Genomic DNA, 15,273 nt, shown 5'->3' on the forward strand with positions numbered 1-15,273 from the left:
TGCCCTCTGGCCCGGTGAATGCCGGGCCTGTAGAAGCCCATGTCCAGTCATTATTTACGCATTTTTCAGCAACCGCGCTCAGCAATCTTACTGATTCTGGGGTTTGCCTCTGGTTTACCGCTTGCCCTGACGTCCGGTACGTTACAGGCGTGGATGACCGTCGAAAATATCGATCTGAAAACTATCGGTTTCTTCTCCCTTGTTGGTCAGGCCTATGTTTTCAAATTTTTATGGTCTCCGGTAATGGATCGCTACACGCCGCCATTTTTAGGGCGACGTCGTGGTTGGCTACTTACAACTCAAGTCTTTTTACTTATTGCCATCGCTGCAATGGGCTTTCTCGATCCGGCAACTAATCTCCGCTGGATGGCTGCTCTGGCAGTGGTGATCGCCTTTTGTTCAGCTTCTCAGGATATCGTCTTTGATGCCTGGAAAACCGATGTTTTACCCGCTGAAGAACGTGGTGCGGGCGCGGCAATCAGCGTACTCGGTTACCGTTTAGGGATGCTGGTTTCAGGTGGTTTAGCTTTATGGCTGGCAGATAAATGGCTGGGCTGGCAAGGCATGTACTGGCTGATGGCGGCTCTGTTGATCCCCTGTATTATTGCGACGGTGCTTGCTCCAGAACCAACCGACACTATTCCAGTACCAAAAACGTTGGAACAAGCGGTTGTTGCGCCCCTGCGTGATTTCTTTGGTCGCAACAACGCGTGGCTAATTTTGTTGCTTATTGTGCTGTATAAACTGGGCGATGCCTTTGCCATGACTCTGACCACCACATTTTTAATTCGCGGTGTTGGGTTTGATGCTGGTGAAGTCGGTGTGGTCAACAAAACACTGGGATTGCTGGCAACCATAGTCGGTGCCTTGTACGGTGGCGTACTCATGCAGCGGTTATCACTGTTTCGTGCCTTGCTCATCTTCGGTATTTTGCAGGGGGCTTCCAACGCCGGTTATTGGTTGCTTTCAATTACCGATAAACATCTTTACAGCATGGGTGCCGCCGTGTTTTTCGAAAACCTGTGCGGTGGAATGGGCACATCGGCGTTTGTCGCCCTGTTAATGACATTATGTAATAAATCGTTTTCTGCGACCCAATTTGCCCTCCTTTCAGCACTATCGGCAGTGGGCCGCGTCTATGTCGGACCACTGGCTGGATGGTTTGTCGAAGCGCACGGCTGGCCAACTTTCTATTTGTTTACCGTTTTCGCGGCTATTCCTGGATTGCTTCTGTTACTGATTTGCCGGAAAACGCTGGAATTTTCATGGGAAAGAGAAAGTTTTATCCCTCGCACCGAATTTCAGGGAGCTTATCGTCTGGCGTTGAGAGTACTAATGGCAGGTTGTGGCGTTCTGGTGGGATGGCTACTTATGCTGGCCCTGGATGCTCTTGGGATAATTCACATCTCTTTCCTGACGGAGCTGCTGGAGATCGGTATTGTGGTCGCATTATGCGGCGTGTTTTTTGGCAGCTTGCTTGACTACCTGGCATTACGCAGAACCCATCTGACGTAATTTTCACCCAATGAGATCGTGTTAAAGCGTCAGAAACTGCAGCATGACGATATTATGCTCTGGATAATTCGAGTTGCAGGACAAAACACCAGTGGCGTTTTGAACAGCGCTTGTGCTGACCCCGTAAGGCGTGAGGCTCATGGATGGGCCGAATAACCCGCAACGCAATACATGCAACTTGCAGTATGACGATTATATTTATCCACTGTAATAACCATCCGTAATTATAACGGTTAAATATCCTTCACCCCTTACCAAATATTTGTTCATTCGTGCGCTTAATTCACTGCAAATTATTTACCGGATGAATGAATTATATTTCCCTTACTCGATTCAGCATTTAACTATTTATTTTTAACCCTCAACGTTTGTCACCATATTGATAATTATTTGTTAAACAATTGTTTTATTTCGCATTGGTTATACCAATTGCCCGCCCAAACGCCTTCTGCACTCCCCTTTCGTTATAACACCCTTTTGCAACAGCTTCTTAAAATCAACTTGATATGTTTTGCAACATATGTGACCTGACAGCCAAATCCAAGTAACAGGAATTTAATCATGTTTACAGTAATGTAACCTTCCCGTAAAATGCCCACACACTTTAAACGCCACCAGATCCCGTGGAATTGAGGTCGTTAAATGAGACTCAGGAAATACAATAAAAGTTTGGGATGGTTGTCATTATTTGCAGGCACTGTATTGCTCAGTGGCTGTAATTCTGCGCTGTTAGATCCCAAAGGACAGATTGGTCTGGAGCAACGTTCACTGATACTGACGGCATTTGGCCTGATGTTGATTGTCGTTATTCCCGCAATCTTGATGGCTGTTGGTTTCGCCTGGAAGTACCGTGCGAGCAATAAAGATGCTAAGTACAGCCCGAACTGGTCACACTCCAATAAAGTGGAAGCTGTGGTCTGGACGGTACCTATCTTAATCATCATCTTCCTTGCGGTACTGACCTGGAAAACCACTCACGCTCTTGAGCCTAGCAAGCCGCTGGCACACGACGAGAAGCCCATTACCATCGAAGTGGTTTCCATGGACTGGAAATGGTTCTTCATCTACCCGGAACAGGGCATTGCTACCGTGAATGAAATCGCTTTCCCGGCGAACACTCCGGTGTACTTCAAAGTGACCTCCAACTCCGTGATGAACTCCTTCTTCATTCCGCGTCTGGGTAGCCAGATTTATGCCATGGCCGGTATGCAGACTCGCCTGCATCTGATCGCCAACGAACCCGGTACTTATGACGGTATCTCCGCCAGCTACAGCGGCCCGGGCTTCTCAGGCATGAAGTTCAAAGCTATTGCCACACCGGATCGCGCCGAATTCGACCAGTGGGTCGCAAAAGCGAAACAGTCGCCGAACACCATGTCTGATATGGCAGCGTTCGAAAAACTGGCCGCGCCTAGCGAATACAACCAGGTGGAATATTTCTCCAACGTGAAACCAGATTTGTTTGCCGACGTGATTAACAAGTTTATGGCTCACGGTAAGAGCATGGACATGACCCAGCCAGAAGGTGAGCACAGTGCACACGAAGGTATGGAAGGCATGGACATGAGCCACGCGGAATCCGCCCATTAAAGGGGTTGAGGAAGAATAAAGATGTTCGGAAAATTATCACTTGATGCAGTCCCGTTCCATGAACCTATCGTCATGGTTACGATCGCTGGCATTATTTTGGGAGGTCTGGCGCTCGTTGGCCTGATCACTTACTTCGGTAAGTGGACCTACCTGTGGAAAGAGTGGCTGACCTCCGTCGACCATAAACGCCTAGGTATCATGTATATCATCGTGGCGATTGTGATGTTGCTGCGTGGTTTTGCTGACGCCATTATGATGCGTAGCCAGCAGGCCCTTGCCTCGGCGGGCGAAGCGGGCTTCCTGCCTCCTCACCACTACGATCAGATCTTCACCGCGCACGGCGTGATTATGATCTTCTTCGTGGCGATGCCTTTCGTTATTGGTCTGATGAACCTGGTGGTTCCGCTGCAGATCGGCGCGCGTGACGTTGCGTTCCCGTTCCTCAACAACTTAAGCTTCTGGTTTACCGTTGTTGGTGTGATTCTGGTTAACGTTTCTCTCGGCGTGGGCGAATTTGCGCAGACTGGCTGGCTGGCCTATCCACCGCTATCGGGAATAGAGTACAGTCCGGGAGTCGGTGTCGATTACTGGATATGGAGTCTCCAGCTATCCGGTATAGGTACGACGCTTACCGGTATCAACTTCTTCGTTACCATTCTGAAGATGCGCGCACCGGGCATGACCATGTTCAAGATGCCAGTATTTACCTGGGCATCATTGTGCGCGAACGTACTGATTATCGCCTCCTTCCCAATTCTGACGGTTACCGTCGCGTTGCTGACCCTGGATCGCTATCTGGGCACCCATTTCTTTACCAACGATATGGGTGGCAACATGATGATGTACATCAACCTGATTTGGGCCTGGGGCCACCCGGAAGTTTACATCCTGATCCTGCCTGTTTTCGGTGTTTTCTCCGAAATTGCAGCAACCTTCTCGCGTAAACGTCTGTTTGGCTATACCTCGCTGGTATGGGCAACCGTCTGTATCACCGTGCTGTCGTTCATCGTCTGGCTGCACCACTTCTTTACGATGGGTGCGGGCGCGAACGTAAACGCCTTCTTTGGTATCACCACCATGATTATCGCCATCCCGACCGGGGTGAAGATCTTCAACTGGCTGTTCACCATGTATCAGGGCCGCATCGTGTTCCATTCTGCGATGCTGTGGACCATCGGTTTTATCGTCACCTTCTCGGTGGGCGGTATGACAGGCGTGCTGCTGGCAGTACCTGGCGCAGACTTCGTTCTGCATAACAGCCTGTTCCTGATTGCACACTTCCATAACGTTATCATCGGTGGCGTGGTCTTCGGCTGCTTCGCAGGGATGACCTACTGGTGGCCTAAAGCGTTCGGTTTCAAACTGAACGAAACCTGGGGTAAACGCGCGTTCTGGTTCTGGATCATCGGCTTCTTCGTTGCCTTTATGCCGCTGTATGCGCTGGGCTTCATGGGTATGACCCGTCGCTTGAGCCAGCAGATTGACCCGCAGTTCCACACCATGCTGATGATTGCAGCCAGCGGTGCGGTACTGATTGCGCTGGGTATTCTCTGCCTCGTTATTCAGATGTACGTTTCTATTCGTGACCGCGACCAGAACCGTGACCTGACTGGCGACCCGTGGGGTGGCCGTACGCTGGAGTGGGCAACCTCTTCCCCGCCTCCATTCTATAACTTTGCCGTTGTGCCGCACGTTCACGAGCGTGATGCATTCTGGGAAATGAAAGAGAAAGGCGAAGCGTACAAAAAGCCAGACCACTATGAAGAAATTCATATGCCGAAAAACAGCGGTGCCGGTATCGTCATTGCGGCTTTCTCCACCATCTTCGGTTTCGCCATGATTTGGCATATCTGGTGGCTGGCGATTGTTGGCTTCGCAGGCATGATCATTACCTGGATCGTGAAAAGCTTCGACGAGGACGTGGATTACTACGTGCCGGTGGCAGAAATCGAAAAACTGGAAAACCAGCATTTCGATGAGATTACTAAGGCAGGGCTGAAAAATGGCAACTGATACTTTGACGCACGCGACTGCCCACGCGCACGAACACGGGCACCACGATGCAGGCGGAAACAAAATCTTCGGATTTTGGATCTACCTGATGAGCGACTGCATTCTGTTCTCTATCTTGTTTGCTACCTATGCCGTTCTGGTGAACGGCACCGCAGGTGGCCCGACAGGTAAGGACATTTTCGAACTGCCGTTCGTTCTGGTTGAAACTTTCTTGCTGTTGTTCAGCTCCATCACCTACGGCATGGCGGCTATCGCCATGTACAAAAACAACAAAAGCCAGGTTATCTCCTGGCTGGCGTTGACCTGGTTGTTTGGTGCCGGATTTATCGGGATGGAAATCTATGAATTCCATCACCTGATTGTTAACGGCATGGGCCCGGATCGCAGCGGCTTCCTGTCAGCGTTCTTTGCGCTGGTCGGCACGCACGGTCTGCACGTGACTTCCGGTCTTATCTGGATGGCGGTGCTGATGGTGCAAATCGCCCGTCGCGGCCTGACCAGCACTAACCGTACCCGCATCATGTGCCTGAGCCTGTTCTGGCACTTCCTGGATGTGGTTTGGATCTGTGTGTTCACTGTTGTTTATCTGATGGGGGCGATGTAATGAGTCATTCTACCGATCACAGCGGCGCGTCCCATGGCAGCGTAAAAACCTACATGACAGGGTTTATCCTGTCGATCATTCTGACGGTGATTCCGTTCTGGATGGTGATGACAGGGGCTGCCTCTCCGGCCGTAATTCTGGGAACAATCCTGGCAATGGCAGTGGTACAGGTTCTGGTGCATCTGGTGTGCTTCCTGCACATGAATACCAAATCAGATGAAGGCTGGAACATGACGGCGTTTGTCTTCACCGTGCTAATCATCGCTATCCTGGTTGTCGGCTCCATCTGGATTATGTGGAACCTCAACTACAACATGATGATGCACTAAGAGCGGCGGTTATGATGTTTAAGCAATACCTGCAAGTAACGAAACCAGGCATCATCTTTGGCAACCTGATCTCGGTGATTGGGGGATTCTTGCTGGCCTCAAAGGGCAGCATTGATTATCCCCTGTTTATCTACACGCTGGTTGGGGTGTCACTGGTTGTGGCGTCGGGTTGTGTGTTTAACAACTACATCGACAGGGATATCGACAGAAAGATGGAAAGGACGAAGAATCGGGTGCTGGTTAAGGGCCTGATCTCTCCTGCTGTCTCGCTGGTGTACGCCACCTTGCTGGGTATTGCTGGCTTTATGCTGCTGTGGTTTGGCGCGAATCCGCTGGCCTGCTGGCTGGGGGTGATGGGCTTTGTGGTTTATGTCGGCGTTTACAGCCTGTACATGAAACGCCACTCGGTCTACGGCACGTTGATTGGTTCGCTCTCCGGCGCAGCGCCGCCGGTGATTGGCTACTGTGCAGTGACAGGCGAGTTCGATAGCGGCGCAGCAATCCTGTTGGCTATCTTCAGCCTGTGGCAGATGCCTCATTCTTATGCCATCGCCATTTTCCGCTTTAAGGATTATCAGGCGGCAAACATTCCGGTACTGCCGGTGGTGAAAGGCATTTCGGTAGCGAAAAACCACATCACGCTGTATATCATCGCCTTTGCTGTTGCCACGCTGATGCTCTCTCTTGGCGGTTACGCTGGATATAAATATCTGGTGGTCGCCGCGGCGGTTAGCGTCTGGTGGTTAGGCATGGCCCTGCGCGGTTATAAAGTTGCTGATGATCGAATCTGGGCACGCAAGCTGTTCGGCTTCTCTATCATCGCCATCACTGCCCTCTCGGTAATGATGTCCGTTGATTTTATGGTGCCGGACTCGCATACGCTGCTGGCTGCTGTGTGGTAAATATTATCGTCATCAAAAAACCCGCTTACTCTGGCGGGTTTTTTATTGCCCCTGCGATTAAACGAACCGATTATGTTATCGGTAAAGTTAATATTCAGTCGGTTTAAACTAAAAGGTGCAAAACCGACCGTTTGGATATACTCGTCATACTTCAAGTTGCATGTGCTGCGACTGCGTTCGTTCCCCCCAGTCACTTACTTTAGTAAGCTCCTGGGGATTCACTCGCTTATCGCCTTCCTGAAACTTGAATTATTTAGAGTATAGTTTCCTTACCAGACGGATGCTTAATTTTGTAAGTAACACGAAGATTACCTCTACAGAAATAACCTTCATCTCAATTAGCACCCCACATTTTTGGTTACCATAAATACTCCTTATTTATCTTGAGGCTGAATATATCCTTCTTTTAACAAATCGTGTTGTTTACCATTCAGCATCGCTGTCGCGGATTTAACCTTAAAAGTGAGATCATAAAAAGCGCATAAATTTTGTTCATAGACAGGTATATCAATATGAGTTTGCATATTATTTATTGGATTGTTATTCATATCTATGCCTAATGTATTTAAGCTAAAAGGAGGTACTGGAACCACATATTCTTTTGTTATACCTTCATTATTTTCCAGTTCTAACGTAAGACGTAATGATGACATATTTGTAATTTTATTGGCGTTAATTTTAAAACTTTGATCACATATTTTTGGACGTTCATCACTACCAGCGTCAAAAGAACCATAATGATCAATCGTTAATTCAGGTAAGGTATCAACTGAGCTTTCTCTACTCCGTTGGTCTGACTGGCAATGATCAATATATTCATTTTTTGATATTTTTTGGTCATTTAGCCCGGCACCTTTTTCGTAAAAACCCCTGGCCTTATTACAATCCACTGGACTCCCAAGCCCGTTGTAATACATCCAGCTTAACCACAATGCACCTTTTGCCGCACCTTCATGTTCCGCTTGCTCAAAAAGAGAAAGGGCTTTCGTATAATCAACCTTGCCATCAAGGCCCGAATAGTAAATCTTGCCTAATGCAAGCAGAGCGTCTTTATTATTTTGGTTTGCAGCAAGTTGATACCATTTTTTTGCCTCCTTCCTGTCAACTTTAAGACCGGCGCTGCCAGTTTCCCAGGTGCTGCCTAACGCAAACTGTGCTGGCGCGTAACCGTGTTCGGCAGTCCAGCGAAACCATTGCAACGCTTCCTGTTTTGTTTCTAATGAATGCCTGTCATCAAGAATTGAATATCCTTCGAGATAAAACCTGGCAACCATATACGTTATTTGAGGGTCACAATCCTGTGCCCATTGCATCGCCAGTTTAAAAATTTCGCTTTTACCAAAACCTATTCGCTGCCAGAATATCAAATCACTATCTGTCGCCTGATTCAAAGATCTACTAACAAAACGGAGAAACTCATGGCGATGAGTTTTATCTGCTTCGGCTTTATTTTTCAGTGACCAGACCTTTTCAATAGTATCTTTTATTAAATGCTCAGAAACGGAAAGATCTGATACTTTCATTTTTTTCGCATATTGCTCAGCTAATTCACTGCTCTGTTTTACCCTTTTTCCGTATTGGTAAAAGTAACTGGCATTATAACATCCATACTCACCGCCTAAGTTACAGGCTTGAGAATAATAGCTGAGTGCCTTTTCTAAATCCGCCTCAACGGTAACTTCGTATTCATTAGCAACGCCATGCTCATATATAAAGCCTAAAGTAACCAGAGCCTGAGGATCGTTTGTCTTAGCCAGCAATTGCAACTGGGTTAATGACGTGTTATTATCTTGCATTATTTCTTTATATATTTTCTCTATTTTATATTCATGCGGCGACACTTCATTTGCATAAAGATAACCACTATAAATAAAAGGAACGATTAACACCAATCTTTTAAACTTCACAAACATTTAACTCAGTCCTTTGATAAAAAATTATTTTCACACAATAATATAATTATTTAGCCTTTTAACCAAACAACATCGCCTGGGCACTGTAGAGAAGATCCAAATGATCACGACACAACTTTTCGATTGAAGTTCTGGACTGATGACTGGTCAGGCTTAGCGCTCCCCAGTATTGTCCTTCTCTGTCGATTAGCGGTACAGCAATCACCAACATGCCAATCTCAAATTCCTGCTCAACGGTGGCGTAGCCCAACTCTCGAACTTCAGCAATTTTTGCCTTTAGCAGCTGAATATCCGTCACTGTATATGGCGTTCTTTGCTCACATCGAATGCGCCGTAGCACCATTTCACATTCGGCTTCATCAAGGGAAGCCAGCCATAACCGGCCTCCGGCTGTACAATGGATGGGCACACGCTCACCCAGACGTACTGAGGTTGAATTAAACGGCGTATGTTTGCTACGGGCGATATAAACCAACTCGTCGTCATCAATAACCCCCACTGACGCATGTTCTTCGCTACGACTGGCGACGTACTCAACTATCGGCCTCACCATCTTTGGAAATTGAGCGGAGTCCACATACGCCTGACCGAGCCGCAGTGTTCGGGCTGTAAGCCAGTAATACCGCCCATCGGTATTCAGATAACGTTCATGGACCAGCGTCAGGAAAAAGCGCCTTGTCGCACTTTGCGTTAATCCGCTCAGTTTTGCCGCCTGAGGAACAGTTAATCGAGGAAATTCCTTAGAGAAAAGTTGAATCAGCGCCAGCCCCTTTTGCAGACCAACGATCAAATCCCGCTGATGTATCTGGTTTTGCATAGCAGTTCACATTTTCGCAACAAAAAAGTAATTGTAGCGCGATTATCGCAATGGTGGTGCGATTAACAGGCAAGCTGTCCGAATTCTGCATTGCTGCTCTCAGATTCCGTTGAAATACTTAAGCAACATTAAGTTAACAAGAGAGCAAATTATGATTACTGGATTCACTCAGGTTGTGGCTGTTATCGGGCACCCTATCAACCAGGTTAAATCGCCAGAAAACTTTAACCGTTACTTTGCTCAACAGCAGATGGACAGCGTTATGATCCCGATTGATATCGAACCAGATGCGGTGGCGGGTTATCTGAATGCGCTACGCGGTTGGAAAAATATGAGCGGCGTACTGGTTACTGTTCCACACAAACAACGGGTTGCCGCGTTACTTGATGAATTATCCCCACGTGCCATGCATCTGAATGCCGTCAATGTAGTGAGAAAATTGCCTGATGGTCGTTTGAAGGGCGACATGCTGGATGGTGTGGGATTTTTGCTGGCTGCAAAAGAACATAATTTTCAGTCATCAGGTAAGAAAGCCTTGCTTTCTGGCTGTGGCGGTGTCGGAAGTGCCATTGCATGGGGGCTTTGTGAAGCAGGTGCGACTCATCTTGCCATTTATGATCAAAATCCGGCAATGCAACAGAGTCTCTTTAATCGTCTTGCCACACATTTCCCGCATGTTCATCTCTCTTCATTACCAGAAACTTTACAGGATATTGATATCCTTATTAATGGTTCTCCTGCCGGAATGGTGGGCTTTGATCCTTTACCCATCCCGCCAGCGTTACTGGAAACATTAACTTCGGCTACGCATGTTGCTGACGTAGTCACTGCCCCTGTGATGACACCACTGCTAACTTTTGCTCAGCAGCGTGGTTGTGTTATCCAGACCGGGCCAGAAATGGCACTGGCACAAATGAAACTGATGGGCGAATTTATCGGAGCGATGCCTCAACAGGAAGAGGCCGCAGCATGAAAAGCTGGGATGTCGTTGTCATTGGTAGCGGCGCAGCAGGCTTTGCCGCTGCCGTTTCCGCCTGCTGTAAAGGGCTTTCAGTACTGATGCTGGAAAAAGCAGAGCAGTTTGGTGGAACGTCAGCAATTTCAGGCGGCGCGGTATGGCTTCACGATACCGACCAGGCGAGAGAGCTGGGGAAAAATGATTCTGCCGAGGCAATAAAAACCTATCTGCAAGCCATTGTTGGTCCTGAAAACTACCGGGCAGAAATGATAGACGCTTTTGTGGCTCAGGGCCGTGAAGCACTGGCATTTCTTGAAAGCGAAGGAGCTGTTAAATACAGTTTGCGTCCTTTATCCCCCGATTACTATCCCGATGAAGCTGGCGCGGTAGATGTTGGCCGGGCGCTGGAAGTCATCGAATTTGACGGGCGCGCCCTGGGTACTCGCTTTGCTGACTTACGTTCGCCGCCACCGGGAATGTTGCTGTTCGGTGGAATGATGGTTAACCGTGTCGATATCCAGCATTTTCTCGATATGCGCCGCTCGCTTCACTCCTTGCTGCACTGTAGCAAATTATTACTTCGCTATGGTCGCGACCGCCTGCGTTATCACCGGGGAACACGCCTTGCAATGGGTAATGCACTTATTGCTCGTATGGCTCATGTGGCTTTTCGTAAGGGACTAACACTGGAGCTTAACGTCAATGTTTTATCTTTAATCGCGGAAAACGGCACCGTTACCGGCGTGCAAATTGAACAACATGGCCAGCAACACATTGTTCATGCCCGCTATGGTGTAGTGCTCGCCGCTGGAGGGTTTGCTGCTGGTGAACTGGCTGCTCAGTTTCGTCCTCAAACACGTGAACATTTCACTATGTCTCCGGGTACAAATGACGGAGCTGCGTTACGTTTAGGCGCTGCTATTAATGCCCGGCAAGGTGCGGATCTCCCTTCTAATTTCTTCTGGGCGCCAGTTTCTGTACTTCGTCATCCTGATGGTCGTGAGGAACGATTCCCCCATCTTGTGACTGATCGCGCCAAGCCGGGTGTCATCGCGGTTAACCAGCAAGCAGAGCGCTTTGTTAATGAATCTAACTCTTACCATCACTTTGCCAGTGCCATGCAAAGCCAGGCGGAAAATGCCCCTTGTTATTTGCTCTGCGATGCCCTGGCGATGAAACGCTATGGCCTGGGGTTGGCACGTCCGTCGCCTGTCAATAATGACGCACTGGTACGGGCAGGATATTTGTACAAAGCACAGAGTCTGAACGAATTGGCGCAGCTTCTGGGGCTTGATGCTGCAAAACTGGAAGCCACCGTAGCGCGATACAACCATGACGCCAGCAATGGTAGAGATGAGCAATTTCGGAAAGGCGCTAACAGTTACAACCAGGCAATGGGTGATCCTGCCCACCAGCCAAATGCCTGTAATGCGCCTCTGCTTGAGGCTCCGTTTTACGCTATCACCCTTTATACCGGCGATTTGGGTACATCCAGAGGACTGGTCACCACACCTGATGCTCAGGTGCTCAACCAAAGTGGTTGCCCGATAAAGGGCCTCTACGCGGTGGGAAACGATATGGATTCCATTATGGCGGGAACGTACCCCGGCCCAGGTATCACACTCGGTCCTGCACTGACCTTTGGTTATCTCGCCGCCAGCCACATGGCACAACAACAGACACCATAAACAGGAGATTGTCATGATTTATGAAAAACGTACCTACACCATTAACCCACTGAAAATGGCCGACTGGCTGGCCCTCTATAAAAGCGATGCTCTGGCAGTACAAACAGAACATCTCGGCAAACTCATTGGCTTTTTCTTTACTGAAATCGGTGTTGTTAACCAGGTTGTTCATATCTGGGCGTATGAGAGCCTGGATGATCGTCTGGTCCGTCGTACACGAATGGCTCAGGACGAACGCTGGCTCACCTTTTCGCGCAAGAATCGCGAACTGGCCGCTGTTGAACGTCTTGAGTCGGTGTTGATGCGTCCGACAGATTTCTCCCCACTGCAATAAGGAGCAGGCCATGAGCGGGCAAATCAAGGTTGATGTTCTGGTGGTCGGTTCAGGTGCGGCTGGTTTATCAGCGGCAGTAACTGCCGCCCATTTTGGCGCCAAAGTCCTGGTGGCGGAAAAAGAGTCTGTTATCGGTGGCACCAGTGCCTGGTCGGGTGGTTGGTTGTGGATCCCGCGTAATCCACTCGCCCGGGAAGAAGGTTTTCAGGAAGATGCCAGTGCACCGCTCAATTATCTCAGCCACGAAATGGCAGGTCAGGCAGCTGATGCCAGGCTGAAAGCATTTTTACACTATGGCCCGGAAATGATTGAGTTTTTTCGTCAGAACACTGCTGTCCAGTTTTTGTCCGGTAGCAGAATGCCTGATTTTCATAACTCGCCAGGATTTGCTCATGGAGGGCGCTCAGTTACGGCACAACCTTTCGATGGAAAACAGTTAGGAGAATGGCTATACCGGTTGCGTCCACCACTGGAAGTTATTAGCCTGGCAGGCATGGGGATTGCTGGCGGAAGCGATATGGCGCATTTTTTTAATGCTACTCGTTCGCCGCGCTCTGCCTTTTATGCTACACGTCGCCTGTTGCGTCATGGATGGCAGCGTTTGCGTTATGGTCGTGGACAGCATCTGGTGAATGGCAATGCTCTGGTGGCACGCTTGCTGCGTTCGGCACTGGATCTGGGCGTAAAGTTTCAGCTGAATGCCCCGGTTGGACAACTCATTCACTCACTGAAAGGCATTGAAGGTGCAACGCTGCGAACAGACAGCGGCAATCTGACTGTTAAAGCTAACGCGGTGATTCTTGCCTGCGGTGGTTTTCCCCATGATCGCCAGCGTCTGGCAAAACATGTACCACACGCCACTGAAGGGTACGGGCATTTTTCCGCCGCTCCGCCAGGTAATCAGGGTGATGGTATCCGGCTGGGAGAATCCGTTGGTGGACAATTTGATCACACTCTCAAGCATCCAATGGCGTGGGCCCCGGTGTCACGTGTCACTCTCGATAGTGGATTACAGCTGGTTTTCCCGCATCTGGTTGAACGCGCCAAACCTGGTTTTATCGCTGTTCTCCCTAATGGTAAGCGCTTTGTTAATGAAGCTGATTCATACCATGATTTTATCGCTGCTTTACTCGCCGCCACACCTGAAGGCGAAACACCACACGCCTGGCTACTGGCAGACGGCCCCTCCATGCGCCGATACGGCCTTGGTCACGCACGCCCGTCACCTTTCAATGCCCAGGCATGGGTCCGTTCAGGGTATCTGCAAACCGCCAACTCACTGACAGCCTTAGCAGAAAAGTGCGCGATTGATGGCCCCCAATTGATGGCAACGGTGTCACAGTTTAATGCTGCAGCAGAAAGTGGGGTTGATAACGAATTTCAACGTGGAGCATCCGCATACAACCTGGCACAAGGCGACACGCAACATCCTTTGCATCCTACGCTTGGTCCATTATGCCATCCTCCATTTTACGCTGTACGCATTCTTCCGGGATCACTCGGTTCATTTAGCGGATTGATTACTGATGAACACGCCCGTGTTCTGAATGCCCAACAACAACCAATAAACGGCCTGTATGCCATTGGTAATGATATGTCGAGTGTGATGCGTGGGTTTTATCCCAGCGGTGGTATTACGCTCGGCCCGGCCATGACCTTCGGTTATATGGTTGGGAAACAACTGTCAGCAGAAAGAGAGAAAAGCATCGATTAAAAGTTAATTTCCCAGGGAAGGCAGCACACATAACAACAATTCACCTGCAACTGTACTGGAGTCATTTATGAACACACGTACCCTGTCTATTGCCGCCTTAACCTTGTTGGATGTACCGCCTGCGGAGCAAGTACGAATTGCCGCTCAAACTGGCTTTACCGATGTCGGTATCCGGCTGATTCCCGCTACTCCTGATGATCCTGACTACAACATGCTGGGTGACACACCACAAGTTCGTGAAACCCTCGCCGCACTACGTGATACAGGCATTGGTGTTACCGATGTCGAAATTATCCGCTTAGGTCCCGATTTTACACTTGATAAGCGAATGATGACGTTTATGGAAACTGCGGCACGCCTCGGCGCACGCCATGTTCTGGTTGCCGGAAATGACGAAAACGTGTCACGCAGTGCTGATAATCTCGCGCAACTGGCAGAAGCCGGTAAAAACTGGGGGCTGGTTATGAATCTCGAACCTATGCCATGGACCACACTGCGTAATATTGCTGACGCACAGACACTCATCTCTGCCAGCGGGCAAAAGGATATTGGTATCCTGGTCGATGCCATTCACTTCTGGCGAGCAGAAGAGTCACTGGCGGACTTGCGCCATTTGCCGAAAAATCATCTCAACTATATGCAACTGTGTGATGCCCCGGCACAAAACCCACATGACGAAAAAGAAATTATTCGTCAGGCGCGTACAGCACGCCAGATCCCAGGTGAAGGAGGGCTGAATTTGCACGGCCTGATGGCCGCATTACCAGCCGATCTCCCGGTATCCGTTGAAGTTCCGCTCAGCGGGAAACAGGGGGCATTACCCGCCGAAAAGCGCGCCCAATTACTGTTTAACGCAGCACAGGCTTACCTGTATCCGTCGGTATAAGGGGAAGATG

The 15,273-nt window shown here is 49.2% G+C and carries 13 protein-coding genes; 11 read left to right on the top strand and 2 right to left on the bottom strand.

The features are described from left to right. The first annotated feature begins 39 nt into the window (after positions 1-39). From ampG to cyoE, 6 genes are all read left to right on the top strand, one after another. The gene (gene ampG / locus EFER_RS13020) at positions 40-1,515 is read left to right on the top strand and encodes a muropeptide MFS transporter AmpG (protein ID WP_000094762.1); all 1,476 of its coding nucleotides are present in this window, start codon (positions 40-42) and stop codon (positions 1,513-1,515) included. Between the two features lie 642 nt (positions 1,516-2,157). Further along, complete coding sequence (gene cyoA, locus EFER_RS13025; protein ID WP_001239441.1) at positions 2,158-3,105, top strand: cytochrome o ubiquinol oxidase subunit II; 948 nt, start codon at positions 2,158-2,160, stop codon at positions 3,103-3,105. Between the two features lie 21 nt (positions 3,106-3,126). After that, positions 3,127-5,118, top strand: a complete 1,992-nt coding sequence (gene cyoB, locus EFER_RS13030; protein ID WP_000467180.1) for a cytochrome o ubiquinol oxidase subunit I — start codon at positions 3,127-3,129, stop codon at positions 5,116-5,118. Then, positions 5,108-5,722: a cytochrome o ubiquinol oxidase subunit III gene (locus tag EFER_RS13035; RefSeq protein WP_000179807.1), complete on the top strand. Its 615-nt coding sequence runs from the start codon at positions 5,108-5,110 to the stop codon at positions 5,720-5,722. The genes cyoB and EFER_RS13035 overlap by 11 nt, the downstream gene beginning before the upstream one ends. Next, positions 5,722-6,051 (top strand): cytochrome o ubiquinol oxidase subunit IV, encoded by a 330-nt coding sequence (locus EFER_RS13040; protein ID WP_000019869.1) that lies wholly within the window; start codon positions 5,722-5,724, stop codon positions 6,049-6,051. The genes EFER_RS13035 and EFER_RS13040 overlap by 1 nt, the downstream gene beginning before the upstream one ends. Positions 6,052-6,062: 11 nt before the next feature. Continuing rightward, on the top strand, positions 6,063-6,953 hold the full coding sequence (cyoE, locus tag EFER_RS13045) for a heme o synthase (RefSeq protein ID WP_000971336.1): 891 nt from the start codon (positions 6,063-6,065) through the stop codon (positions 6,951-6,953). A 374-nt stretch (positions 6,954-7,327) separates the two neighbouring features. Here the strand turns inward: cyoE and EFER_RS13050 are convergent, their stop codons facing one another. Together EFER_RS13050 and EFER_RS13055 are read right to left on the bottom strand one after the other, a co-directional pair. Next, positions 7,328-8,866, bottom strand: a complete 1,539-nt coding sequence (locus tag EFER_RS13050) for an SEL1-like repeat protein (protein ID WP_000497676.1) — start codon at positions 8,864-8,866, stop codon at positions 7,328-7,330. A gap of 58 nt (positions 8,867-8,924) precedes the next feature. Continuing rightward, positions 8,925-9,683 (bottom strand): IclR family transcriptional regulator domain-containing protein, encoded by a 759-nt coding sequence (locus EFER_RS13055; RefSeq protein ID WP_001180907.1) that lies wholly within the window; start codon positions 9,681-9,683, stop codon positions 8,925-8,927. 151 nt (positions 9,684-9,834) lie between these two features. Here EFER_RS13055 and EFER_RS13060 point away from each other — a divergent pair, with 151 nt between their 5' ends. From EFER_RS13060 to EFER_RS13080, 5 genes are all read left to right on the top strand, one after another. Beyond that, complete coding sequence (locus tag EFER_RS13060) at positions 9,835-10,656, top strand: shikimate dehydrogenase family protein (RefSeq protein ID WP_000627763.1); 822 nt, start codon at positions 9,835-9,837, stop codon at positions 10,654-10,656. Beyond that, on the top strand, positions 10,653-12,329 hold the full coding sequence (locus tag EFER_RS13065) for an FAD-dependent oxidoreductase (protein WP_000844306.1): 1,677 nt from the start codon (positions 10,653-10,655) through the stop codon (positions 12,327-12,329). The genes EFER_RS13060 and EFER_RS13065 overlap by 4 nt, the downstream gene beginning before the upstream one ends. A 13-nt stretch (positions 12,330-12,342) precedes the next feature. Further along, positions 12,343-12,663, top strand: a complete 321-nt coding sequence (locus EFER_RS13070) for an NIPSNAP family protein (RefSeq protein WP_000638822.1) — start codon at positions 12,343-12,345, stop codon at positions 12,661-12,663. A 10-nt stretch (positions 12,664-12,673) separates the two neighbouring features. Continuing rightward, complete coding sequence (locus EFER_RS13075) at positions 12,674-14,377, top strand: FAD-dependent oxidoreductase (protein ID WP_000016587.1); 1,704 nt, start codon at positions 12,674-12,676, stop codon at positions 14,375-14,377. Positions 14,378-14,444: 67 nt separating this feature from the next. After that, complete coding sequence (locus EFER_RS13080; protein ID WP_001097569.1) at positions 14,445-15,263, top strand: sugar phosphate isomerase/epimerase family protein; 819 nt, start codon at positions 14,445-14,447, stop codon at positions 15,261-15,263. The last annotated feature ends 10 nt before the right edge of the window (positions 15,264-15,273 follow it).

Source organism: Escherichia fergusonii ATCC 35469 (genome assembly GCF_000026225.1).
Lineage (GTDB): Bacteria > Pseudomonadota > Gammaproteobacteria > Enterobacterales > Enterobacteriaceae > Escherichia > Escherichia fergusonii.

What these genes read in the sequence shown, in the direction of transcription:
- EFER_RS13035 (WP_000179807.1), top strand. Translation starts at nt 5,108, where the DNA reads ATGGCAACTGATACTTTGACGCACGCGACTGCCCACGCGCACGAACAC.
- cyoA (WP_001239441.1), top strand. Translation starts at nt 2,158, where the DNA reads ATGAGACTCAGGAAATACAATAAAAGTTTGGGATGGTTGTCATTATTT.
- EFER_RS13075 (WP_000016587.1), top strand. Translation starts at nt 12,674, where the DNA reads ATGAGCGGGCAAATCAAGGTTGATGTTCTGGTGGTCGGTTCAGGTGCG.
- cyoE (WP_000971336.1), top strand. Translation starts at nt 6,063, where the DNA reads ATGATGTTTAAGCAATACCTGCAAGTAACGAAACCAGGCATCATCTTT.
- ampG (WP_000094762.1), top strand. Translation starts at nt 40, where the DNA reads ATGTCCAGTCATTATTTACGCATTTTTCAGCAACCGCGCTCAGCAATC.
- EFER_RS13040 (WP_000019869.1), top strand. Translation starts at nt 5,722, where the DNA reads ATGAGTCATTCTACCGATCACAGCGGCGCGTCCCATGGCAGCGTAAAA.
- EFER_RS13055 (WP_001180907.1), bottom strand. Translation starts at nt 9,683, where the DNA reads ATGCAAAACCAGATACATCAGCGGGATTTGATCGTTGGTCTGCAAAAG.
- EFER_RS13060 (WP_000627763.1), top strand. Translation starts at nt 9,835, where the DNA reads ATGATTACTGGATTCACTCAGGTTGTGGCTGTTATCGGGCACCCTATC.
- EFER_RS13070 (WP_000638822.1), top strand. Translation starts at nt 12,343, where the DNA reads ATGATTTATGAAAAACGTACCTACACCATTAACCCACTGAAAATGGCC.
- EFER_RS13050 (WP_000497676.1), bottom strand. Translation starts at nt 8,866, where the DNA reads ATGTTTGTGAAGTTTAAAAGATTGGTGTTAATCGTTCCTTTTATTTAT.
- EFER_RS13065 (WP_000844306.1), top strand. Translation starts at nt 10,653, where the DNA reads ATGAAAAGCTGGGATGTCGTTGTCATTGGTAGCGGCGCAGCAGGCTTT.
- cyoB (WP_000467180.1), top strand. Translation starts at nt 3,127, where the DNA reads ATGTTCGGAAAATTATCACTTGATGCAGTCCCGTTCCATGAACCTATC.
- EFER_RS13080 (WP_001097569.1), top strand. Translation starts at nt 14,445, where the DNA reads ATGAACACACGTACCCTGTCTATTGCCGCCTTAACCTTGTTGGATGTA.